The 23280-nt window shown below is 34.4% G+C and carries 25 protein-coding genes; 13 read left to right on the forward strand and 12 right to left on the reverse strand.

Annotated features, from left to right (window positions below):
* Window positions 1-3 precede the first annotated feature (3 nt).
* Window positions 4-1746, reverse strand: coding sequence for a M14 family metallopeptidase (locus HQN85_RS08070; protein WP_173271040.1), 1743 nt, complete (start codon window positions 1744-1746; stop codon window positions 4-6).
* Between the two features lie 148 nt (window positions 1747-1894).
* Here HQN85_RS08070 and pepT point away from each other — a divergent pair, with 148 nt between their 5' ends.
* Window positions 1895-3145 carry a peptidase T gene (gene pepT / locus HQN85_RS08075; protein WP_173271042.1) on the forward strand — a complete coding sequence of 417 codons (1251 nt, stop codon included), beginning with the start codon at window positions 1895-1897 and terminating at the stop codon, window positions 3143-3145.
* 55 nt (window positions 3146-3200) lie between these two features.
* On the opposite strand, the gene HQN85_RS08080 is transcribed toward pepT, so the two are convergent.
* Window positions 3201-3887 (reverse strand): class I SAM-dependent methyltransferase, encoded by a 687-nt coding sequence (locus HQN85_RS08080; RefSeq protein ID WP_173271044.1) that lies wholly within the window; start codon window positions 3885-3887, stop codon window positions 3201-3203.
* A 37-nt stretch (window positions 3888-3924) separates the two neighbouring features.
* Complete coding sequence (locus tag HQN85_RS08085; protein WP_173271046.1) at window positions 3925-4131, reverse strand: YtxH domain-containing protein; 207 nt, start codon at window positions 4129-4131, stop codon at window positions 3925-3927.
* 85 nt (window positions 4132-4216) lie between these two features.
* Here HQN85_RS08085 and HQN85_RS08090 point away from each other — a divergent pair, with 85 nt between their 5' ends.
* The 10 genes from HQN85_RS08090 (at window position 4217) to HQN85_RS08135 (ending at window position 13214) form a co-directional block, all read left to right on the forward strand.
* Window positions 4217-4603, forward strand: coding sequence for a hypothetical protein (locus HQN85_RS08090; RefSeq protein WP_173271048.1), 387 nt, complete (start codon window positions 4217-4219; stop codon window positions 4601-4603).
* Between the two features lie 91 nt (window positions 4604-4694).
* Window positions 4695-5801, forward strand: a complete 1107-nt coding sequence (locus HQN85_RS08095; RefSeq protein ID WP_173271050.1) for an SGNH/GDSL hydrolase family protein — start codon at window positions 4695-4697, stop codon at window positions 5799-5801.
* 284 nt (window positions 5802-6085) lie between these two features.
* Window positions 6086-6529, forward strand: a complete 444-nt coding sequence (rplM, locus tag HQN85_RS08100) for a 50S ribosomal protein L13 (RefSeq protein ID WP_173271052.1) — start codon at window positions 6086-6088, stop codon at window positions 6527-6529.
* Window positions 6530-6545: 16 nt separating this feature from the next.
* Window positions 6546-6932: a 30S ribosomal protein S9 gene (gene rpsI, locus HQN85_RS08105; RefSeq protein ID WP_173271054.1), complete on the forward strand. Its 387-nt coding sequence runs from the start codon at window positions 6546-6548 to the stop codon at window positions 6930-6932.
* A 20-nt stretch (window positions 6933-6952) separates the two neighbouring features.
* Complete coding sequence (rpsB, locus tag HQN85_RS08110; protein ID WP_173271056.1) at window positions 6953-7798, forward strand: 30S ribosomal protein S2; 846 nt, start codon at window positions 6953-6955, stop codon at window positions 7796-7798.
* Window positions 7799-7896: 98 nt separating this feature from the next.
* Complete coding sequence (tsf, locus tag HQN85_RS08115; RefSeq protein WP_173271058.1) at window positions 7897-8739, forward strand: translation elongation factor Ts; 843 nt, start codon at window positions 7897-7899, stop codon at window positions 8737-8739.
* A gap of 136 nt (window positions 8740-8875) precedes the next feature.
* Window positions 8876-9988, forward strand: a complete 1113-nt coding sequence (nagA, locus tag HQN85_RS08120) for an N-acetylglucosamine-6-phosphate deacetylase (RefSeq protein WP_173271060.1) — start codon at window positions 8876-8878, stop codon at window positions 9986-9988.
* A gap of 64 nt (window positions 9989-10052) precedes the next feature.
* Window positions 10053-10760 (forward strand): UMP kinase, encoded by a 708-nt coding sequence (gene pyrH / locus HQN85_RS08125; RefSeq protein WP_173271063.1) that lies wholly within the window; start codon window positions 10053-10055, stop codon window positions 10758-10760.
* Between the two features lie 42 nt (window positions 10761-10802).
* Window positions 10803-11366, forward strand: coding sequence for a ribosome recycling factor (frr, locus tag HQN85_RS08130; RefSeq protein ID WP_173271065.1), 564 nt, complete (start codon window positions 10803-10805; stop codon window positions 11364-11366).
* Window positions 11367-11453: 87 nt separating this feature from the next.
* Window positions 11454-13214: an ABC transporter ATP-binding protein gene (locus HQN85_RS08135; RefSeq protein ID WP_173271067.1), complete on the forward strand. Its 1761-nt coding sequence runs from the start codon at window positions 11454-11456 to the stop codon at window positions 13212-13214.
* 78 nt (window positions 13215-13292) lie between these two features.
* On the opposite strand, the gene HQN85_RS08140 is transcribed toward HQN85_RS08135, so the two are convergent.
* The 9 genes from HQN85_RS08140 to HQN85_RS08175 all read right to left on the reverse strand — a co-directional run bounded on the left by HQN85_RS08140 (window position 13293) and on the right by HQN85_RS08175 (window position 21040).
* Entirely contained in the window at window positions 13293-14585 is a 1293-nt protein-coding gene (locus HQN85_RS08140; RefSeq protein ID WP_173271069.1) for an MFS transporter, read from the reverse strand.
* A gap of 37 nt (window positions 14586-14622) precedes the next feature.
* The gene (locus HQN85_RS08145; protein ID WP_173271071.1) at window positions 14623-15021 is read right to left on the reverse strand and encodes a group III truncated hemoglobin; all 399 of its coding nucleotides are present in this window, start codon (window positions 15019-15021) and stop codon (window positions 14623-14625) included.
* A 7-nt stretch (window positions 15022-15028) separates the two neighbouring features.
* Window positions 15029-15670 (reverse strand): alpha/beta hydrolase, encoded by a 642-nt coding sequence (locus HQN85_RS08150; protein WP_173271073.1) that lies wholly within the window; start codon window positions 15668-15670, stop codon window positions 15029-15031.
* A gap of 77 nt (window positions 15671-15747) precedes the next feature.
* Window positions 15748-16380 carry a thiamine phosphate synthase gene (locus HQN85_RS08155; protein ID WP_173271075.1) on the reverse strand — a complete coding sequence of 211 codons (633 nt, stop codon included), beginning with the start codon at window positions 16378-16380 and terminating at the stop codon, window positions 15748-15750.
* A gap of 115 nt (window positions 16381-16495) precedes the next feature.
* On the reverse strand, window positions 16496-18943 hold the full coding sequence (locus tag HQN85_RS08160) for a TonB-dependent receptor (RefSeq protein ID WP_317170029.1): 2448 nt from the start codon (window positions 18941-18943) through the stop codon (window positions 16496-16498).
* Between the two features lie 55 nt (window positions 18944-18998).
* Window positions 18999-19121, reverse strand: a complete 123-nt coding sequence (locus HQN85_RS15820; RefSeq protein ID WP_262888145.1) for a hypothetical protein — start codon at window positions 19119-19121, stop codon at window positions 18999-19001.
* A 126-nt stretch (window positions 19122-19247) separates the two neighbouring features.
* Complete coding sequence (locus HQN85_RS08165) at window positions 19248-19775, reverse strand: AAA family ATPase (protein WP_173271077.1); 528 nt, start codon at window positions 19773-19775, stop codon at window positions 19248-19250.
* Window positions 19759-20382, reverse strand: coding sequence for a nicotinamide riboside transporter PnuC (gene pnuC, locus HQN85_RS08170; protein ID WP_246249697.1), 624 nt, complete (start codon window positions 20380-20382; stop codon window positions 19759-19761). The genes HQN85_RS08165 and pnuC overlap by 17 nt, the downstream gene beginning before the upstream one ends.
* A 139-nt stretch (window positions 20383-20521) precedes the next feature.
* Window positions 20522-21040: a hypothetical protein gene (locus HQN85_RS08175; RefSeq protein WP_173271078.1), complete on the reverse strand. Its 519-nt coding sequence runs from the start codon at window positions 21038-21040 to the stop codon at window positions 20522-20524.
* A gap of 279 nt (window positions 21041-21319) precedes the next feature.
* Here HQN85_RS08175 and HQN85_RS08180 point away from each other — a divergent pair, with 279 nt between their 5' ends.
* Together HQN85_RS08180 and HQN85_RS08185 are read left to right on the forward strand one after the other, a co-directional pair.
* Window positions 21320-21637 (forward strand): carboxypeptidase-like regulatory domain-containing protein, encoded by a 318-nt coding sequence (locus tag HQN85_RS08180; RefSeq protein ID WP_173271080.1) that lies wholly within the window; start codon window positions 21320-21322, stop codon window positions 21635-21637.
* Between the two features lie 157 nt (window positions 21638-21794).
* A complete protein-coding gene (locus tag HQN85_RS08185) occupies window positions 21795-23276 on the forward strand; it encodes a hypothetical protein (protein ID WP_173271082.1) in 1482 nt (493 codons plus the stop codon).
* Window positions 23277-23280 lie beyond the last annotated feature (4 nt).

A 23280-nucleotide genomic window follows, 5' to 3' on the forward strand; every position in this document is an offset into this window, starting at 1 on the left:
ATGCTATTTCAGGTTTAATTTTGTGTCTTGTAGCAATCTCCCAATAGGATATCGCATGTATGTTTTTTCGTAATAATCGGAGTTTTTGTATACAAAATCTAACTGAGCTCTACCATTTTTCGCAAAATCTGGATTTTTTAATTTCTCTGCTTCTAGTTTTTGTTTAAGATCTGGATATTTTTTTAATAAATCTGCAGCGGTATCCTCAAAAACATAAGAAGAATATCCTTCTTTTTGACCTAAAACAGAATCGAAAAAGTTCCAGTTGAAAAATGAGTCGATTGCTTGAGGTTCTAAAGTTTCTACAATATACCGGTTATTAGGTTGGTTAACGTATACTACATAATCGCCAGCATAAAATTGTACTTTTTGATTTACAGGATTTAAAACTACTGCCGAATGTTGATAATGACCCTCATATGGTCTTGTTGCAGTTTTCATATCACCAATGTAATACATCTCTAAATCTAGTTTTGCATCCGCTGACAATTGCTGCATCTTAACATTATTCAGTTTAAGCAACTCAATTACTTTGCTCCAAGTCTTCGGAATAACATAAGCAATTGGTTTAGTTACAGTTAAACTTGGTTCAAACTTATCCCAATATTTTATTTTTTTGGTGTAAGGCTCATTTCTATCGTAATATAAACGATCTACTCCACTAATTTCACTTGGTTTATATTTTGCTGCATATCCTTTAAACTCGATGCTATCATAAACAGAGCGGTTTAACTTCCAGTCCAACGGGAAATCTTTTTGTTGGGCAGTATATTCATCCGCTTTGCGTTTATTTTCACCAATAATTTTAGCGTCGCGAACAATAATATCTACATACGTTTGTAATAATTTATAGGTTGATTCTACTCTTTTATCAAACGATTTCAACATATGCGTTTCGGGCATAAAACCAATAGAATTGTGCAAAGCTGCATAGCCTGTTGAGTAGCGTGGCGATTCAATGTAACCAGTAATCCCAGCATCTGGAGTTTCATTGATGGAGTTTACGTAAGGAATTAGTTCATACTTTTTTCCTTTCATCTGACTATATAAATCAGGCACCATAGTTTTGGTTAGGTAGCCAGATAAAATAGGATTTAATTTATCTTTTTGCGTAGGAATAAGTGTCATTGTGTACTGATAATCAGCGCCATTACTTGTATGTGTATCGACGAAAATTTCTGGTTGCCAGGTATTAAAGATCTGCTGAAAAGCTTGAGAGTTTTTCGAATCTGTTTTGATAAAATCTCTGTTTAAATCGTAATTTTTGCTATTGCCTCTAAAACCATAAGCAACTGGTCCATTTTGGTTTGCACGAGAAGTACCACTGCGGTTGTGACTTCCATCAATATTATAAACTGGAATAATGCAAATCACCACATCTTCTGGTAATTTATTGGCTTTTAAAATATCTCTCGCAAATAACATGCTCGCATCAATTCCTTCAGGTTCCCCTGGATGGATGCCATTGTTGATTAGAAATATCCTTTTATCAGTTTTCTTTAATGTTAAAGGATCAAATACACCTTTTTTTGATAAAACCAATAGATGCAATGGTTTTCCGAAATCTGTACTTCCATAGGTAAATAATTTTGCTTGCTGCGGAAATGCCTTCGCTAAATCCTGATAAAAAGAAATAGCTGCCTCATAGGTAGTCGTTTCTTTTTTATTGCTAAGCTCGAAAGGAGTTTGTTGTGCAAAAGTTTTCATCGTTATAAAAATCAACAAGAGTAAAAGTGATTTCTTCATAAAATTGATAGCTAAATTAAAACCCTAAATTACTTTTTTATTTGTGAGCAAACTGTAACATTTCTTTTCTCTTTTATCTGATTTTGAAAAATATTCAGCTTTATTAAAATCTTTATTACTTATACATTGAATATATTAATTTTGAACTATGATTTATTCAAATGCAACGCATAAACTTGAAGATAGATTTTTTAGGTATGTAAAGATAGATACACAGTCAGATCCAACTTCTAAAAGCTGTCCATCCACTTTAAAACAAAAAGATTTAGCAAAAGTATTGGTTGCCGAATTATTAGAAATGGGAATTGAAGATGCGCATGCGGATGAATTTGGATATGTGTACGCAACAATCCCGAGTACTACCCATAAGCAAGTTCCTGTAATTTGCTTTTGCTCGCACATGGATACTTCACCAGATTGTAGTGGTGAAAACGTAAAGCCTATCATTCATAAAAATTACCAAGGTGAGGATTTGATTTTACCAGATGACAATTCCATCGTTTTAAAATTAATTGAACATACAGATTTAAAGGATCAAATCGGAAATGATATTATTAGTGCAAGTGGTACCACACTTTTAGGAGCTGATAATAAAGCTGGTTTGGCCGAAATAATGGAAGCAGCAGCTTTTCTAGTTCAAAACCCAAGTATTAAACATGGTACGATTAAAATATTATTTACTCCTGATGAAGAAATAGGCAGAGGTGTAGATAAAGCAGATTTGGAAAAATTAGGTGCAGATTTCGCTTATACAGTGGATGGCGAAACGTTGGGCTCTATTGAAGATGAAACATTTTCTGCAGATGGTGTAAAGCTGATTATTAATGGTGTAAGTGCTCATCCAGGTTTTGCAAAAGGTAAAATGGAAAGTGCGATTAAAATTTTGGGAGATATTTTATCGGCTTTGCCAAAAGATACGTTAACACCAGAGGCTACGAGTGGTAAAGATGGTTTTATTCATCCAGTAAGTTTTAATGGGCATGCAGAGCAAGCAGAAGCTCAATTTATCATTAGAGATTTTGATGATGATTTGCTGAAATCACATGAAGCTTTTTTAGAGAACTTGGTTAAAGAGATTTTAAAATCTTATCCTAATTCAACATATGAATTTCAAGTAACTGAGCAATATCGAAACATGAAAAAAGTGCTAGATCAATATCCTCAGATTATTGAAAATGGAATAGAAGCAATTGAGAGGGCTGGCTTAACACCAAAAAAACAAAGTATTAGAGGGGGCACAGATGGTTCACGTTTATCTTTTATGGGCTTGCCTTGTCCAAATATTTTTGCTGGCGAACATGCTTTTCATGGTAAGCAAGAATGGGTTTCGGTACAAGATATGGAGAAAGCGGTGCAAACCATTATTAATATTGCTTGCATTTGGGAAGAAAAAGCCTAGAGATTTTGTCACTTTGAACGCAGCGAAGAATCTCAAATTATTAGGATAATTCCATTTAACTAATTAAAGTTAATCTAGCTAAATATTGATCTTCATCATTATCAAAAACGATTTCGCACTCCCAACCATTTTCGTTCGCAGTGCGCATCAATGTTTCTTGATCTAAATACAGCCAATTAAACCAATTACCTTTTTGCTTTTTGTATTCATAGCAGTAGCTGACTTCTCCGTAATATTTATTTTCGGGTTTTGGAAGTTCAGCATATAAATAAGCAATGTCAGAGCTATCAAAAAGTAATTGTCCATCGGGATTAACCAATGATTTTGCTTTGCCTAAAAAGTCAACAAATCCTGCTAAAGTTCCAGTTAAACCTATGCCATTCATTAAAAACAGCAGTGTATCGTATTTATCTGTAACTTCAAAAACATCCTGCTCAACAGCTTTTTTAATGCCTCGTTGCTGCATTAATTTTACAGCATCTGCAGATATATCTATTGCTGTTACATCAGCTCCAGCTTCTTGTAAAATCATTGCATGACTACCTACTCCAGCTCCTACATCTAAAACTTTGCCATAACACATTGTTAAAGCTTTATGTTCTAAATCTGGCATCTCTTCAAAGCTTCTAAAGAAAATATCAATAGGCATTTCTTCAGGCTCATCATAAGAATTATGTAACCATAAAATATCAGCTTTACCTTTTTTATAAAAATCTGCTATAGCGTTTCCAAAAACATCCATGTTTCAAAGATAGTCATTGGTTAGCCTTATGCTAATTTTAGACTTTAACTTTAGCTAAATTATCTTTTACTAAACTGCCTACAGCATTAAGTTTATCTTTAGAGCTATCTAAAAGATCACAAAACCAATCAGTAACTTTTCCTTTTAATTCGTCGTCTTTATCAGCCGCAATAACTAAGGCAACAACTGCACCTAATGCAGCACCAGCCAATAAACCAGTTAATATTTTTGTTTGCTTTGTCATAATTCAAGTGTTTAATTAAATTTCTAACAATATTAAAACGGATTTGTTCTTTATAAGTTGCAATTTCAATAGATATTAAAAGATTATGTTTCAAAAGCTCTCTTACTTTAACTTAGTATTTTCCTTAATTTATGTATTGATCTATTTAAAAGATGGAACACTCAACTCTACTTTAGGAATACTCGCGTTTATAGTTTTTAGCTGGCTTGGCTTAAGAAGTTATCAACTGGATAATTATAAATGGAATCTTTGGCAATACTTAGCAGGATTATGGAGTTTGTACTACGCAGGATTTTTAATTTACGGATCCGTTAATATTCTTATATCTTCATTTGAATATGATTTTGTAAGCAACGATACCATCTTATTTCTTACCCTAACCTTTGTTTTAACAATTGCTGTTGTTTTACACTTTGTAATTTATTTTAGGAAGAATTTAACGGAAAATTCTCGAGATAAGAATGTACAATGATGATAAAAGGGAATTTTAACATGTGATGTTGCCAAGTTTGTATTTATTATAAAGGATTTCTAATATTTGTTATACACATTACATTATGACAATGATAAAAAACATTAGAAAAGGATTTCATAATATCCTTTTCGTAACCTTCTTCCTTTTCATGTTTAATAATGTTAAGGCTCAAACCACTTGGTATAATCCTTTAAAAGAAAACTATCCAGTAATACAAGGTCAAGCGCAAGCCAATAGTTTTCAAAGGTTACCAGATCTAATGAAAGACTTGGTAAGACAACCAGTTTGGGCTCTTTCGCAAAATACAGCTGGCGAGTATTTAGAGTTTACTAGTAATGCAAAGAAAATAATTGTAAGATACCAAGTAACTGGCCCGCTAAGTATGCCTCATATGCCATCTACAGGAGTAAGTGGGGTAGATTTATTTGCGCATGACGATAAAGGTTCATGGGATTGGGCTTCTGGTAAATATGCTTTTAAAGACACTGTAACCTATACCTTCGAGAACCTTGCCGAAAAAAGAGGAAAAGTTTTTAGACTTTATTTTCCTTTGTACAACTCGGTTAAATGGTTGGAAGTTGGAGTAGATAAATCGGCAACATTAACTTTTTTGCCAATAGATAAACAGAAACCAATTGTTGTATATGGAACTTCTATTGCTCAAGGCGGATGTGCTAGTCGACCGGGCTTAGCGTGGACATCTATTTTTGGCAGAAATGTAAGTACGCCTGTAATAAACCTAGCTTTTTCTGGCAATGGCCGATTAGAAACCCCGATTATTGATCATATAGCGGAAATTGATGCAAAGTTGTTTATTCTGGATTGTATGCCAAATCTAGGCTCAAGAACATTATATCCAGAAGAAGAAATTAGGAAAAGGGTAAACGAAGCTGTTACGAAATTCCAACAAAAATATGCGAATACACCTATCTTGTTGGTTGAGCATAGTGGAGGGGGAAATAATCATCTACTAGACACACAAAAAAATGAGGAGTTTGAAACTTCCAGCGCCATTATTGCTAAAATTTATAAAGAATTAAAGGCAAGAGGAGTTAAAAATATTTACTTCTTAACCAATAAAGAGATTGGTATGGGCATTAACTCAACTGTTGATGGTGCACACCCAAATGATATAGGAATGATGGAACATGCAACTGCATTTACTAAGAAATATTGGGAGATCTTTAAGAAATAATCACTTTCTTATTTATAGATTACATTGCCCGCCATTATCTTATTCTTCACCAGTAATGGAAATAGTAAAACTGCATTTAATAAATGTCTCAATGGGTTTTTAAAATACTTTAATTAATTGGTTTTTAATGCTTTCCCAATTTGAGTCCTGGACTTTTACCTTATTACCTAAAGACTTTAAGTTTTTTCATTCCAACTCTTTGATAATAAAAGTATTCTATCTATCTTTGCAGTCCCTAAAAAACAGGGATAATAAATATTTTTTAACAAATTAAATAAAAGCAAGTGAATACGTTAAGTTACAAAACTGTCTCTGCCAATGCCAAAACTGTTAATAAACAGTGGGTTGTAGTTGATGCACAAGGAGAGATTTTGGGGCGCTTGTCTTCTAAAATCGCAATGATTATTAGAGGAAAAAACAAGCCAGAGTTTACCCCAAACGTAGACTGCGGTGATAACGTTATCGTTATTAATGCAGACAAGGTAAAACTGACAGGAAACAAATTCGAAGAAAAAGAATACGTTTCTTACACTGGTTACCCAGGTGGTCAGAAATTTATTTCTCCAAAAGAATTAATGGCAAAACACCCTACTCGCGTAGTTGAGAAGGCTGTTCGTGGTATGTTACCAAAAACAAAATTGGGCAAAAAATTGTACACCAATCTTTTTGTTTACGCTGGTTCGGAGCATCCGCACTCGGCACAATCTCCAAAAACCATTAAACTTTAATTAAAAGAGAAAAGAAATGTCAGTTACAAATACTTCAGGTAGAAGAAAAACTGCAGTTGCCCGTATCTATTTAAAAGATGGCAGCGGCGTTATTACCGTTAACGGTAAAGACCACAAAGAATATTTCCCTACGTTACCATTACAATACATTGTTAACCAATCATTCGAAGTTTCAGAATCAGTTGGTAAATTTGATGTAACTGTAAATGTAAACGGTGGTGGAGTAAAAGGACAAGCAGAAGCAGTTCGCTTGGCAATCGCTAAGGCTATTGTTGAATTAGATGCTGAGAAAAAACCAGCATTACGTGCTAAAGGGTTAATGACCCGTGATATGCGTATGGTTGAACGTAAAAAACCAGGACGTAAAAAAGCACGTAAGAAATTCCAATTCAGTAAACGTTAATCTTAAAGGAGACAAACACAATGGCAAGAACTACATATCAAGACTTATTGGATGCAGGTGTACACTTTGGTCACCTTACCCGCAAATGGAATCCGAAAATGGCACCATATATTTTTATGGAACGCAACGGAATTCACATTATAGATTTAAATAAAACTTTAACTAAAACTGAAGAAGCTGCAGCAGCGATTAAACAAATCGTAAAATCAGGTCGTAAGATCTTATTCGTAGCGACTAAGAAACAAGCTAAAGAAATCGTTGCTGAACAAGCAAGAAAAGTAAACATGCCTTTCGTAACTGAACGTTGGTTAGGTGGTATGTTAACTAACTTCGCTACAGTACGTAAGTCAATTAAAAAGATGGTTACCATCGATAAAATGACTAAAGATGGTACTTACTCAATTCTTTCAAAGAAAGAGCGTTTGATGATCCAACGTGAGCGTATCAAATTGGAAAGCTTATTAGGTGGTATTGCAGACTTAAACCGTTTACCGGCTGCAATCTTCTTAATCGACGTTAAAAAAGAGCATATTGCTGTAGCAGAAGCGATGAAATTAAACATCCCAACTTTTGCAATGGTTGATACAAACTCTGATCCATCTAACATCGATTTCCCAATTCCAGCAAATGATGATGCAACTAAATCAATTTTATTGATTACTGATGTAATTATCAAAGCTATCGAAGAAGGTTTAGATGAGCGTAAACGCGAAAAAGATGATGAAGCTGAAAAAGAAGCTGTAGCTGTTAAAGCTGCTGCTGATGCTCCAGAAACTGCAGCGCCAAGAGAAGCTGGTGCTAAAAGACCAACTAAAAAAGAAACTGCTGAAGCACAAGCTGGAGCAGAAGATTCTACAGAAGCTTAAATTAAGTTGTGGGTTGAGAGTTATGAGTTGCGGGTTTACCCATAACCTTGTAACCTTCAACCCATAATATTTTATAAAAAAAATAAAAAACATACAAAATGTCTACAGTACAAATTACTGCCGCAGATGTAAACAAATTACGCCAACAAACCGGAGCCGGTATGATGGATTGCAAAAAAGCATTAGTAGAAGCCAATGGCGATTTCGAAGCTGCTGTTGATTTATTACGTAAAAAAGGTCAAAAAGTATCAGCTGCTCGTTCTGGTAATGCTACTTCTGAAGGTTTAGTATCAATCAATATTTCAGCAGATGGTACAAATGGTAAATTAGTTGCCTTAGCTTGCGAAACTGAACCAGTTTCTAAAGTTGAAGATTTCCGTAATCTTGCTCAAGCTGTTTTAGCAGCAGCGGTTGCTAATAATCCAGCTACTACCGAAGAATTAGAAGCAATTAAATTAGCAGATGGACGTACAGTTGCAGAAACTATCACTGAATTGACTGGTAAAATCGGTGAGAAGATTGTTATTCAAGAATATGCAAATATTTCTGGTGAGAAAATCGTTTCTTATATCCACTCTAATGGTAAAATGGGTGTTTTAGTGGTGTTTGAAGGTACTAATGGTGTTGATATTACTGAAGCTGGAAAAGATGTTGCAATGCAAATTGCTGCAATGAACCCAGTTGCTGTTGATAAAGATGGCGTTGATCCAGCTACTATCGAGCGTGAAATCGAAATCGCTAAAGATGTAATTCGTCAAGAAGGTAAACCAGAAGAAATGGTAGAGAAAATCGCCGCTGGTAAATTGAATAAATTCTACAAAGACAGCACTTTATTAAACCAAGAGTTTGTTAAAGATGGTTCAATGGATGTTCGTAAATTCTTAAATAATACAGCTAAAGGATTAACTGTAACAGCTTTCAAAAGAGTGCAATTAGGTTAATTAAATCTTTAAAATATCTGAAAACCTCGATTTATCGAGGTTTTTTTCGTTTAAACTAAATTTAGGTGCACTATACATACAGACTACTATGTGGTAATAAGAGCAATCTTATATATTTGCAGTCTAATCTCATCCTATGGTAGCCGTAAGCAACAGCCGTTTTTTTAAAGAAAATCAATTAATCGCTAATGAAACTGTATTATTAGCCAAAGGAAAAATAATTGCCCTTACTGATGGTACTATTCCAAATGGATATGAAGTCATAGATGCTGAACAAGATTATTTAGTACCTGGGTTTGTTGATCTACAGATTTATGGAGCTGGAGGTAAGTTATTTTCTGCTGATCCAACCGTAGAGTCATTGACAATTATTGAAGAAAGCTTATTAAGAACTGGCACAACTAGTTTTTTAGCCTGCATTGCTACAAATACTCCAGAAGTTTTCAATGCTTGTATTACAGCCGCAAAAGAGCATCAAAAAGTATCAAAGAATTGCTTGGGTTTGCACTTAGAAGGACCATTCTTAAATCCAAAACGTAAAGGTGCACACGTGAGTGCATTTATTCGCAAAGCTACACTTGATGAGATTAAAGCAATGCTTGATTTTGGCGATGGTGTAATTAAAATGATGACCATTGCTCCAGAATTACAAGATGAAAAAGTTATTCAATACCTTTTGGATAATCACATAGTGGTATCGTTAGGGCATAGCGATGCAAGTTTTGAAGAAGCTACAAAAGCGTATAATTTAGGCATACAAACTACTACACATTTATTCAATGCAATGTCTTCAATTCATCATAGAGAGCCCGGGATTCCAACAGCAGTTTTTAATCATGATAAAGCCATGGCAAGTATTATCGCTGATGGCAACCATGTGGATTTTGAAGTAATAAAGTTTAGTCAGAAATTGTTGAAAGAAAGAATGTTCTTAATTACTGATGCAGTAACAGAATGTTCATCAGGTCCTTACCAACATCGTTTAGTTGGAGACAAATTTGTAATGCCCGATGGCACTTTATCAGGTTCATCTTTAACAATGTTACAAGCAGTTAAAAACTGTGTAAATCATTGTGATATCGGTCTAGAAGATGCATTAAAAATGAGTTCATTGTATCCAGCTAAATTAATTGGAGAAGATAATTTGAAGGGAAGAATTCAATCGGGTTACCAAGCAAATATGTTGGTTTTAGATCATGAATTGAACTTAAAAGAAGTAATATTTAAAGGAGAATTGATCCACAACTAAATAATTACATCAATTGTTTAAAAGCATAGCGGCTAAGTAAAAAATTGTTAATATTTTTGAGGTCATGAAGTATAAACGGATTTTACTAAAATTGAGTGGCGAGTCGTTAATGGGTGATTTGCAATATGGCATTGACAATGAGCGAGTTAGGCAATATGCTGAAGATATCAAAGCAGTTCACGACAAAGGTTTAGAAATAGCAATTGTTATTGGTGGGGGTAATATTTTTAGAGGATTAAGTGCAGAAAAGTCTGGAATGGATAGAGCACAAGCTGATTATATGGGCATGTTAGCTACCGTAATTAATAGTATGGCTTTACAAGATGCTTTAGAAAAAGTTGGTATAAAAACCAGATTATTATCAGCGATTAAAATGGAACAAATCTGCGAACCATTTGTACGTAGAAGAGCTGTTCGCCACTTAGAAAAAGGTAGAGTTGTGATTTTTGGTGCTGGAACGGGAAATCCATATTTCACTACAGATTCTGCTGCAGCTTTAAGAGCAATTGAAATTAATGCAGATGTAGTATTAAAAGGAACTCGCGTAGATGGAATTTATACAGCTGACCCTGAGAAAGATCCAAATGCAACAAAATATACAGAAATTTCTTTCAAAGAAGTGTATGCTAAAGGTTTAAACGTAATGGATATGACCGCCTTCACACTTTGTGAAGAAAACAAAGTTCCAATTATCGTTTTTGATATGAATAAGACAGGCAACTTTATGAAAATTGCCAATGGTGAAGAAATAGGTACTTTGGTTCAAGGCTAATCTTAACCATTTTTTATATTTTTGTATAAATAAGAACACATTATGAACGACCTCATAAAGAAACAATTAGAAGATGCACAGGCAGCAATGGAAAAAGCAATTGCTCATTGCGAGGCTGAATTAACTAAAATTAGAGCGGGTAAGGCATCGGCAGGAATGCTTGATGGTATTATGGTAGATTATTATGGAGCACCTACTCCATTAGCACAAGTAGGTGGGATTACTACACCAGACGCACGTACTTTAATCATCCAACCTTGGGAAAAATCTTTGTTGGTACCAATAGAACGTGCAATTATGGAAGCTAACATTGGTATTAATCCACAAAACGATGGTGTAATTATCCGTTTAGTTGTACCACCTTTAACAGAAGAACGCCGTAAGGATTTAGTAAAAAAAGTAAAAGAGGAAGCAGAAAGAGGACGCATTACTGTTCGCAATATTCGTAAAGATGCTAATGGTAAAATTCAAAGGCTAAAAGGCGAAAGTGTTTCTGATGATGAAATAAAAACTGGTGAGGGCGAAGTCCAAAAAATTACTGACGCATATATTGTTAAGGTTGACAAACATGCAGAAGTGAAAGAAAAAGATATCATGACAATCTAATTTCTATATCGTTAGAATGTAATTTAAAAGGGAATGTAGCATAGCTTCATTCCCTTTGTTTATTTTTGAAACCCAAACAATAAAAAAATGAAATTATTACTTCAGTATTTAAAAACGCATAAGTGGATTGTGGTATTGGCGCTTGTACTAGCCGCTTTTAACATAGGTTTCTCTTTAATGGATCCGTATTTTACAGGTAGAATTTTAGATAGATTTATAAATAGACACAATGAGTTAAGTAGGAGCGAATATATTTGGGGTGTTTTAGGTTTAGTTGGTTTAGCTGTTGGTGCAGCAATGGTTTCTAGAATTGCAAAGAATTTTCAGGATTATTTTACCAATATTATTGTACAAAAAGTTGGCGCTAAAATGTACGCCGATGGATTAAAACATTCATTAGAATTACCTTATCAAGTATTTGAAGATCAAAGAAGCGGGGAGACTTTAGGGATTTTACAAAAGGTTAGATTGGATAGTGAAAAATTCATCACATCGTTCATTAGCATCCTTTTTGTAAGTTTAATTGGGTTGATTTTCGTAATCGTTTATTCGCTTTCAGTAAGCTACAAAGTGTCATTAATTTATGCAGCATCTATTCCAATTATTAGTTTTTTAAGTTGGTTTCTAAGTCGTAAAATTAAAACGATACAACGCTCAATTGTTGCAGAAACAACAGCTTTAGCAGGCTCTACAACAGAGTCACTTCGTAATATTGAATTGGTAAAAAGTTTAGGGTTAGCTAATCAAGAAATAGAGCGATTAAATAAAACTACTTACAAAATATTAGGCTTAGAACTAAGAAAGGTGAAGTACGTAAGGAGTATGAGTTTTGTGCAAGGAACTACAGTAAACTTGGTTCGTAGTACAATGGTAGTTGTGTTGTTAATCTTAATTTTTGAAAACACCATTTCTCCTGGGCAGTATTTCTCTTTCCTGTTTTACTCATTCTTCTTGTTTGGCCCGTTGCAAGAATTAGGGAATGTAATTTTATCGTGGAGAGAAGCGGAAGTATCTCTAGGTAATTTTAAGGCTATTTTAAATACACCTGTAGATAAAAAACCTGTCAATCCAGTTAAATTAGGGAAGATAGAAACCTTAGCTTTTTCAAATGTAAGTTTCAAACATTTATCAGGCAGAACAAATGCATTGAATAACATCAGCTTTGCTACAAATAATGGTGAAACTATAGCTTTTGTCGGTCCATCAGGTTCTGGAAAAACAACTTTAGTTAAATTGTTAGTAGGTCTTTATCAGCCAATAGAGGGCGAGGTCTTATACAATAGAACTTCTGGTAAAGAGATAGATTTAGATCAGTTGAGAGAAAAAATAGGTTTTGTAACACAAGATACTCAGCTATTTTCTGGAACAATTAGAGAGAACTTATTATTCGTAAAACCTACTGCGAGCGATGAGGATTGTATGCGAGTTTTACAACAAGCAGCCTGTCAGAATTTATTGGCAAGAGCAGATAAAGGTTTGGATACTGTAATTGGAGAAGGTGGAGTAAAAGTTTCGGGTGGAGAAAAACAGCGTTTATCAATTGCTAGAGCATTATTACGTAATCCAGATATTTTAGTATTTGATGAAGCTACCTCATCTTTAGATTCGCTGACTGAAGAAGAAATAACTATGACGATCAGAGATGTATCTGTTTTGACCAGTCATGTAACCATTTTAATTGCACACCGTTTATCAACCATTCGCCATGCGGATAGAATTTATGTTTTAGAAAAGGGACATATTATTGAGCAAGGTAAACACGCAGATTTACTAGCTGAAAAAGGCTTGTATTTTGCAATGTGGAGACAACAGGTTGGAGAAAGAGTAGACGATACAATTTTCTCATAACATTAAAAACATTCTGACCATATAGGTACATAAGAAACACAGTTATAATTGTTTAATATGTGCCTGTGTGGTAACTAATTAAATCTGATCTTCGATTTTATCAGCAGGTTTGATGTCATTTAGCGTTAGTGGTAGCAAACTTTTTGTTTTAAAGTAAGTAATGGCTGCAATACCTAAGGTCATACTTCCACCAAAAACTACAGCGGGTACGGTTCTCATCAGCTTTGCTGTTAAACCAGATTCGAATGCGCCAATTTCATTAGATGAACCGATAAACATACTATTTACTGCAGAAACTCTACCCCTCATTTGATCGGGCGTAAGAAGTTGCATAATGGTAGAGCGGATAATTACACTCACGCTATCAAATGCACCTTCACAGAATAAGAAAAATAAGGTTAGGTAAAAACTGGTTGATAATCCATAACAGATAATACTTGTTGCAAAACCTACAACCGCAATGATTAGGTTGCGCCATGGCTTATTCATTGGCGAAAATCTAGTCATTAAAAGCATGGTAATTACAGCTCCGCTTGATGCTGCAGCTCGCATAAACCCTAAACCTTCTGAACCAACTTTTAAAATATCATTAGCAAATACTGGAAGTAACGCTACTGCACCACCAAAAAATACGGAAAATAAATCTAGGCTCATGGCGCCGAGCATCATTTTACTTTTAAAAACAAAGTTGATACCTTCTGTTAAGCTTTTTACAATACTTTCTTTAGGGATAAATGTGGGTTGATGCTTTTTTAGGAAGAAAATACAGATTAACGAAATGAATATAAAAGAAATGATGACGAAGTATGTGGGTGTGATACCATAAAACCCATAAATTAAACCACCTGCAGCAGGCCCTAAAATAGAAGCCATTTGCCAACTAGAACTGCTCCATGTACTTGCATTTGGATATAATTCTTTTGGTAAAATTTGTGCCATTAATGAGAAAGTTGCCGGACCGAAAAATCCTCTAGCTAAACCTACCCCGAAAACCATGCAGTACATAATTGGTACAATGTAACTTGTTGGAATGTAGGTGTGCATTTGTTTAGAGGTGACAATTAGCATAATTAATGAGCATAAGAATACCCCACTAAATATTTTTAACAATAAACCTCGTTTCTCAGATTTATCGGCAACATAACCTCCATATAAAGCAATGCTGATGGCTGGAATAGCTTCACAAAGACCAATTAAACCTAGTGCGAGCGGATCTTTTGTGAGGTGATAAATGTGAAAACCTATAATTACCGCTTGCATTTGATAAGCAAAAGTAAAGAAGAAACGCATGCCTAAATAAGAGCGAAATTCTCGATAACGGAGTGCGGCAAAGGGATCTTTTTTTTCGGTGATGACAGACTGCTCTTCCAAAGGAATTAATTTGTAGTAAAATTACTATTTAGAGATTTTAAATTAAGGGTTGAGCTGGATTATTTTTGTAATAATCTAGTTTGTATTGAAACATTTCACTCATTCTGGCTGCTCGCCATTTAGCTTCATCGGCTTTTGCACCTGTAAAGTGTTCGTCAATAGTTTGATTAAATAAGTTAATCCAAGTATCAAAGTGTTCTTTTTCTACTGGAAGCTTGGCGTGCTTTAAAAATGGACTGCCACTGTAGGTTGGTGTTTCTAATAAAATGGTTTCCCAAAAGCGGTACATTTTTTCTAAATGCATTGGCCAATTCTCTTTTATTACATTGTTAAAAATGGGAGCTAGTAATTGATTGTCGCGTATTTTGGTGTAAAAGTCATCGACCAAAGTTTTAACATCGTTTAAATTAAGAATGTCAGTATTTTCGCTTTGCATAATAGTCTTACTTAATGATATCAAATATAAGCTGTTGTAATTGAGATGCTTTATTTACAATCATAAAATGACCTCCATTTGGTATTTCTATTACATTTTTAATATTATTGACAGGGAAAATTTTATCAGAAGTACCATGGATATGGTAAAGATTTTTGGGATAGCTTTCGTTTTTCCAATTCATGATTTTATCTATTGCCCAGACTAAAAACTTTGGATCTGTGTCCTTTATAATTTGATGAAGTAATTTGGATTCTTCTTTGCTTTTAACGCCAAAATAATAGTTAGCAGCAATTTTATTGCTTAACTGTAAAATCCAAAGAGGAATAATTTTATGGAGTTGAGTTTTTCTTGCAAAAGTTAATTGCCAGCTAAATTCTTTATGAGACTTAATACTTGATAAGATTATGGTCGTTTTGCAGGATATTAGTTTAGAAATTTCTTGGGCAACAATCCCTCCGAATGAAATTCCAATTAAAATAACTTCTTGTTTAATATCAATTTGATCAATTAATTTTTTACAATAATCTGATAGCCTTTCTGCAGGTTGTGGCGCAATCCATTTAATGAATTTATGGTCAGTATTTTGCAAGTCTAGAAACTGAAAAACTCTTTCATCGGCACCTAAACCACTTATGAAATATATCATCTCATAAAAATATGTAAAAAACCTATAAGATTTTTGAATACTCTATTGCAACATGGTTTTACTAGTTCTGATTTAACTTAAATAATTTCCCTATAAAAATCTATGTAAGCTTGGTACATATTTTCGGCTTGATTAATTGCTGATGAGGCCGCAATGCCATAAATACCTGTATTTAAAAGGGCGGGAATATCTTGTAAAGTAACGCCGCCAACTGCTAAAATTGGCAAGTTTATGTTTTCTTTTTTTAATGCATTTATCGCATCTGCATATCCTTTTGCACCTAATAATGGTGCGTTGTTGGGTTTTGTTGTGGTTATTTTGAAAGGACCAAAACCTGCATAATCTACTCCTTCTTTTGCTAATCTAATTAAGTTTTGAACTGTGTTTGCTGAACCTCCTAAGGTATATTCTTCGCCAAGTTGTTTGCGCAGAGTGATAAAATCTGCCTCCATCTCTTCTATATGAAAACCTTGAATATCGGCCTTGCCTTTTAAATGAGTATGATTGGTTACAATTAAGGTTGAGCCCCAATCATCGCAAATTTCTGCAATGGTATTTATATCTGTTAATAATTCATCATCAGCTTTGCTCAAACAACGGTATTGAATCCATTTTGCGCCAGCTTCGCAAGCAATTTGGACTTGTTCAATATGTGAATACTGTGGAATGTCGTGGGTGATGAATTGGAGCTTTTCTATGTATTTTTTCATAAGAATAATATCGTCATTGCGAGGTACGAAGCAATCTTAAAGCGACAGGTCAATATATTTTCGCACGTTGTAAGATTGCTTCGCGAAGCTCGCAATGACGAATTTAGTTAAAGGTTTAAAACTTTAAATTTAAACTTAGCATTAAATTGGTTCCACTTTGTGGGAAATAAAAATTCTCTGTGGTTTGTGCGCCACCAGAAAAGTAACCGTAGGTGTAGCCATTGCTTTCGTATTTATAGTTTAAAATGTTGTTAGCTAATAAAGCAATATTGATGTTTTTAATTCCTTTTAGTTTCATATCATATGCTAAACGTGCATTATTAACCCAATATGAGTTTAATTTACGGGCCTCGTTTTGGGTATTATCTAAATATTGTTTGCCAACATATTTACTTTGCCAGCCTAAAGCCAACGATTTTATTGGGCTATATACTAACTCACCCGAGATGACAGCATTTGGCGAGAAGGAAATATCTGTGCTGTTGTAGGTGTTTACAATTTGTCCGCCGTTATCATAATCATCTATAAACTCTGTAAAGTTTTTAATTTTATTACGACTTAAAGCTGCATTTGCCAACACAGAAAAGTGCTGATTAATTGTGTAAGCAGCATCTAACTCGACACCTGCACGGTAACTTTTATCTACATTTTGACGGTAATATTCGCCTACATCGTTAATTTTTCCGGTTACTACTAATTGATCTTTATACCACATACCATACACATTTACGCCTGCAGATAAGCTAGCGTTTTTGAAGCGATAACCTGCTTCTAAATTATTTAATCGCTCAGATTTTGGAAGAGTACCAGTTTCTACGTTTACATAATCATCGCGGCCAGGTTCTTTGTTGGCTACACTAAATGAAGCGTAAATATTGTCGTTGGGGTTAATGAAATAACTCGCACCAACTTTAGGGTTAAAGAAATTGAGGTTATCTTTAATGTTTAACTGATTAAGATTTTTCTCCGTTCCTAAAACTGTGTAATATATATGTCGGTATTGTAAATCGGCAAAAACGGTAAGCTGTTCAATCGGATTAAAATTAGCTTTTAAGTAAGAATTGAAATCAGTTTTAAAGCCGTCGTTATCGTAATAATGTCTGTCATTGTTGCCATTACTACCGTATTGCGCATAAATAACCTGACCAAAGTGGGCACCTTTGTATTCATTGTAGGCACCACCTAATGTAAGTTGAACTTTGGTGTCTGGTTTATAATTGAAGGCATAGGTGAAACCATAAAAATCATTATCTAGCCATCTTCTACGCACTAAATCTGTTTTAGTAACTGTGGTAGCACCAATAACAACTGGCTGTAAACCGTAGTTAATTAGCTTTTGAGCTTCTTTAAATTCCTCGTAATATCCTCGCCCTGCGGTATAATGTAAAGCTCCATTGAAAGAGAATTGATCACTAAATTGCTTAGCGTATATAAGCTGATAATGATCTTGCCAATAGTTATCAGTTTGGTCTTTATAGGTAAAACTATTGTAAGTTCTGCTACCCGAGTTTAATAGGTTTTCGGCATCTGCCGGATTTAACCCGTTGCGAGAAATGTAATCGTTCATGCCTGCAACATCTCCATTTAAACGTGATTCTGGAATACCATTCCATGCTTGATATGTTTTTTCACTTCCAGAAAACACGTTAATTCTTAGTAAATCGGTTTTGCCGTGATAAGCTCCCGATAGGAAATACGATTTAAGATTTGAAGCAGCACGATCTATAAAGCCATCAGATTTGATGCGAGATAATCGACCATCGAAACTCCAATGATCGTTAATTAGACCTGTACCCACTTTTACAGTATTTTTCCAAGTATTAAAAGATCCGTAAGTATTGTTTAGTTCTGCATAAGGTTCGGTTTCACCTGCAGTAGTTTGGATATTTAAGCTTCCGCCGAAAGCACCGGCACCATTTGTCGAGGTACCGACGCCACGCTGAATTTGGATATTATCTACGGATGAAGCGAAATCTGGCATGTTTACCCAAAAAGTTCCTTGACTTTCGCTATCGTTGTACGGAATACCGTTTAAAGTTACATTCACTCGAGTTGCATCGCTACCGCGGATACGAATGCCTGTATAGCCAACACCTGCACCAGCATCTGAAGTAATAACTACACCTGGTGTATTATCTAAAAGAAAAGGTAAATCTTGCCCAAAGTTGTTTTTGGCTATGGTTTCTTTGTCGATGTTTTTGTAAGTGCTGGCAGAATTTGCAGCTGCTCTAGTAGCATTTACTACAATTTCATTAGCTAAAAAAGTAAGTTGAATTAATTTAAAATCTACTACAGCATTGGTTTGTAGATTTATAGTTTGCTCCTCACTTTGGTAACCTAAAAAACTAGCGATTATGGTATAATTACCTGCCGGAAGATTTTTAAACTCATAGTGGCCAGTTTCATTACTAGAAAGAATTGCTGATTTGCCTTTTAATCGGATTGTTGCTCCAGGCAAATTGGTGTTGTTTTTTTCGGATACGGTACCCGAAATGTTGAATTGTGCCATAGAAAGGAGTGGACACAATAGCGCAGTGATTACTGCTAACTTAAATTTTTTCAATTTGTATTTTTTTGTTAGTTAAACATTTCGGAAATAGGGGTTACCTCCGAATTAGTTAAACTCCATAAACCATCCCTACGCCAGCATTATCTGGATCAGGTGCATTTGAAAGGTTGAGTGTTGAAATGTTTGAATATTGAAATGTTTCCACTTCCATCTTCCATTTTCTATCTTCCATTCAAAATGGGTATGTTCTCAGCCTGTATTTGTGTTTTTACAAAACAAGGCACCCCTTATTGATGGCACAAATGTAAAGCAAAATGATTGAGATTAAGAAATAGTTTTAGAAAATATAATATGGCTGCTATTTCTTTAAAAAATTATTTATGGCATTTATAGCGTTTTGCAGGCGATCTTCTATGCCGCCAATTACTTGATAGTTTGCATGGAGTGCTTTTAGCTCTTTATGCCAAATTTCCATAAAATGTTCTCGCATGTGCGGGAAATCTCTTAATGGATCTTCTTGCCAAGGCAAATCAATATCAAGTAAAAGATAGAAATCGTAAGAATGGACTTTTAAGGCATCTAGCACAATTTGCGGAGTTTCACCTAGCATTTCATCACTCCATATTTTAACAGTTACGAAAGTTGTATCACATATAATGAAATCAGTATCAGCCATTGCCAAAACAGATTCCTCTAAAGCAACTTGGCCATGAAACATGTTAATTTCATCTTGTAAGGTGCAATCGGCAGTTAAGGCTGCGCAATAATAACGAGCATACTCTGGTACCCAAGGCACATTGTAATGTTTGGCCAATTGCTGAGACATAGTTGATTTTCCTGTACTTTCAGGACCAACGATTGCTATTTTTTTAATGTGTTTGTTCACGGTAGATTTTTCTCCAATCTAGGTAACCCATTGTGGCGATGACAACGTACAAGGCATACATCAAACCTGTTGCATATAATTCTTTAGTGCAATATACACTTACATAAATTATATCTACGAATATCCAAATTAACCAATTTTGTAAAACCTTTCTGGCTAAAAATATTTGTGCAATTAAACTACAGGCAGTGCAAAAGCTATCTATAAAAGGAAAAGAAGCATCAGTGTTTTTATGCAGTATAAAACCCAAAGCCAGAGTAAAAATGATTATTCCAATTATAGATAATATAATTTCTTTAGAAGTAATTAAACTAATAGGTCGTTCTTTTTCGGGATTATCTCTTTGCTTACTCCAGTAATACCAGCCATAAATGTTCATAGCAAAGAAGTAAAATTGCAAACCCATATCTGCATATAATTTACTTTCAAAAAAGATAACGATATAAATAAGTACACTAATTATTGCGATTGGCCAATTCCAAATATTGTTTTTTGCAGCAAGCCATACACAAAGAATGCCTGTAAAAACTCCACACCACTCTAATGCCCCAGTTCCAAAAATGAATTGAGAAATGCTTTCTTTAAAACCGTCAATCAATAGTAACATATTTCAAAAGTATAAAATAGTAGCATTAAAATGTATGCGGTATAAACAAAAAAGCCCGATAGGGAACAACCCCTACCGGACAATAAACCAAACAAACTATTTATGAAGAATCCTCAAACTTGTTGAGGAAATTTTAGTTCTATTTTGTATTTGGCGATGAGCTAAAATTTATCGCCGCTCTTACACTCACATCACTCGTTAAACTATTCCTTAACGTGTATTCCATCCTCATTCTCAAATTACTTCCTTTGATATACTCATCAACAAAACGTGAATTGTCTATATCTAGTACAAGATTGTTGCCAATATTTTCTGATACATCGTTTCTTGACGCAACCATGACTTCTGAGCTACCATTCACTAAGAATAACTTTACAGTTTTAAATATGCCTAAGTTTTGACTGCTTGGATTACTAGCGTCTAGCCTTACTGATGTAACTCGCACATCTCTAATGTAGTTTGTACCACTTTGGTTCCCAAATATTTGATCAAAACTGCTAGCCGTACTAGTTGTTACTTGAACAACATCGCTTTTAGTACCTGCCGGGATGACTAATGTTGCTGTATATGGAAATGTAGATTTTATAATAGATTGTACTGTCGCACAACCACCAATAAGCACAACTAAAACAATTAATGGTAAGAATATCTTTTTCATCTGTATTTGATTTTGTTAATAACTCATTGATAACAAATGCTATTCCAAATAGTTTTAAAGGTTTAATAGGTTGATTTCTGTATGTAATTTAAGACATTTTTATAGGATGCATATACCAAGTTTCGATCAAGTTTGACTTAAATGGGCAATAATCATAAAAACAAGTCCGTTATAAAAGTGTTTATTTTAAACGCCTCAATAAAAAACTAAACATTATAAAGTTCACTGAATGGAAAAAACTTACGCTTAATTAATAGAAGTTTAACTAAAATTAGAATTATGAAAAGAGCGAGTTTAAATTTTTTAGCTGTTGCAGGTTTATCATTGGGATTGTTTGCATTCGGCTCAATCAAAGAAGGTGGAATACAGGGTAAAGTAACGCCAGCAGAAGGTGTAAAAGAAGTCGTTGCAGTTGCTGGAACTGATACTTTAAGAAGTCAGATTAGTAATGGCGCTTTTATGTTTAGTAATGTAAAAAAAGGCAATTATACCGTTTGGGTAAAAGCAAATGCCCCATATAAAGATGCTTCTGTAGAAAATGTTGCAGTTACAGATAGTGCAACAACAGATTTAGGAGAAATTAAATTACAGCAATAAGAAATTGTGTATAAAATAAAAAGAGGGCCTAGAGCCCTCTTTTTTGTTAAATGCAACTTAAGATTTTGAATTAAAGGGTTTTAAATGAATATTTCTTGATAAAAGTCAAGTGCAAATAGACAAAGTAAATATAGATTTGTGTAAATCTATTAATTATATGAAAACAAAAATCCAAAGACCTCTATTTAAGAAAATGGCTATGCTTTTATTAAGTATAGGTTTTCTATCAATCAACTCTTGTAAAAAAGATGCAGCAAATTTATCTATTAAAAATGATGAAGTTGAATTATTGCAAAAGTGGTATAACTCGATTGGAAGGACTAAAAGCACTTTCTCGACCTTAACACCAAAGTGGGATAAGATCTCAAAGTATGAGAACGATAAGGATTTTGTATACGAGGTTGAATTAAATAATCCAGAGGGGATATTTACGAGTTATAAGGAAATTGATTTAGAAAGCTCAAGCAATAATTCATTAAATACAATTAGGATTTTAGTCTTTAAAAATAAAAACGATGGAACGGTTAAGGGAGGATACTTCTCTATAGCTCCTAAGGATAAAACTTTAAACCCCGCTAATGTTCATTTTACAGCATTGACTAATTTTTCTGGAAAGATTTCTTTTTATAACTTGAATAGCAAATATTTAAAGGGATTAGTTTACGAATCAGGAATAATTAAGCAAGCGATGTCAAATAATGGAGGAATTTCAGATAGAAATAAATTAAATAGCTTATATCAGAAAAACTTCTATAAAAATAGTACTATGTATGTTCCAAATACAACTATGCTTGAGGGGCAATCATGCAATTATGATCTGGAGCCTGTTTATGGGCAAGCGTGTGTAGAGGCAGGTAATTCTGGGACACCTACATGTACTCCTTATATCCGTTACTATGATGTGGTATACAAATGTTCGGGGGGCGGGATGAGCGATATGCCAGATATGGGCGATCAATCAGGCCCTGGACCAGGTACAATCTATCCTTCAGACTTAATTCCAGAAAACCCTTACATGCCTGGGCAGGATAAAAGTGCTATTGATCCAAAAAAATTTACTGCTTGTTTTGACAATATTCCTAATGCAGGAGCAAATTATAAGGTAATAGTCCATGTTGAAGAACCCCTTCCTGGTACAAGAATAAATTGGACACCAGCAAATGGTGTTGGACATACAGCTATAACTGTCACCAAAATAGGTATTAATGGAGCAAGTGTTACGCAAACTGTGGGATTTTATCCTGCGGGAAATCCATTTAGTAGTCCTTCAAAAATGGTTGATAATGCTAAAGCAGGAGATACGGATCAGATAGAATTTACTGTACATATGGAATTTGATCTAGGAAATAATGCAACAAACTTTAATAAAATTATAGATAATATTGCTAACCCTCCAGCTGAGTATAACTTATATGGAATGAACTGTACGGCTTTTGTTGTTGGAGTTTGCGCTAGTGGGGGAATAACATTACCGGATCCAATGAACGGTATAGCTGGAATAGTGGATGCTTTAAATCTAATTCAGGCAATGACCCCTGCAGGTTTGGGCAATACTATGAGATTGGCCAAATCACATGGAGATAATAGAGTCAAAACAAATTCAAGCACTGCCCCAACAAGTAAAGGGGCTTGTAATTAGCCAA

The organism is Pedobacter boryungensis, from assembly GCF_013204825.1.
Classification (GTDB): domain Bacteria; phylum Bacteroidota; class Bacteroidia; order Sphingobacteriales; family Sphingobacteriaceae; genus Pedobacter; species Pedobacter boryungensis.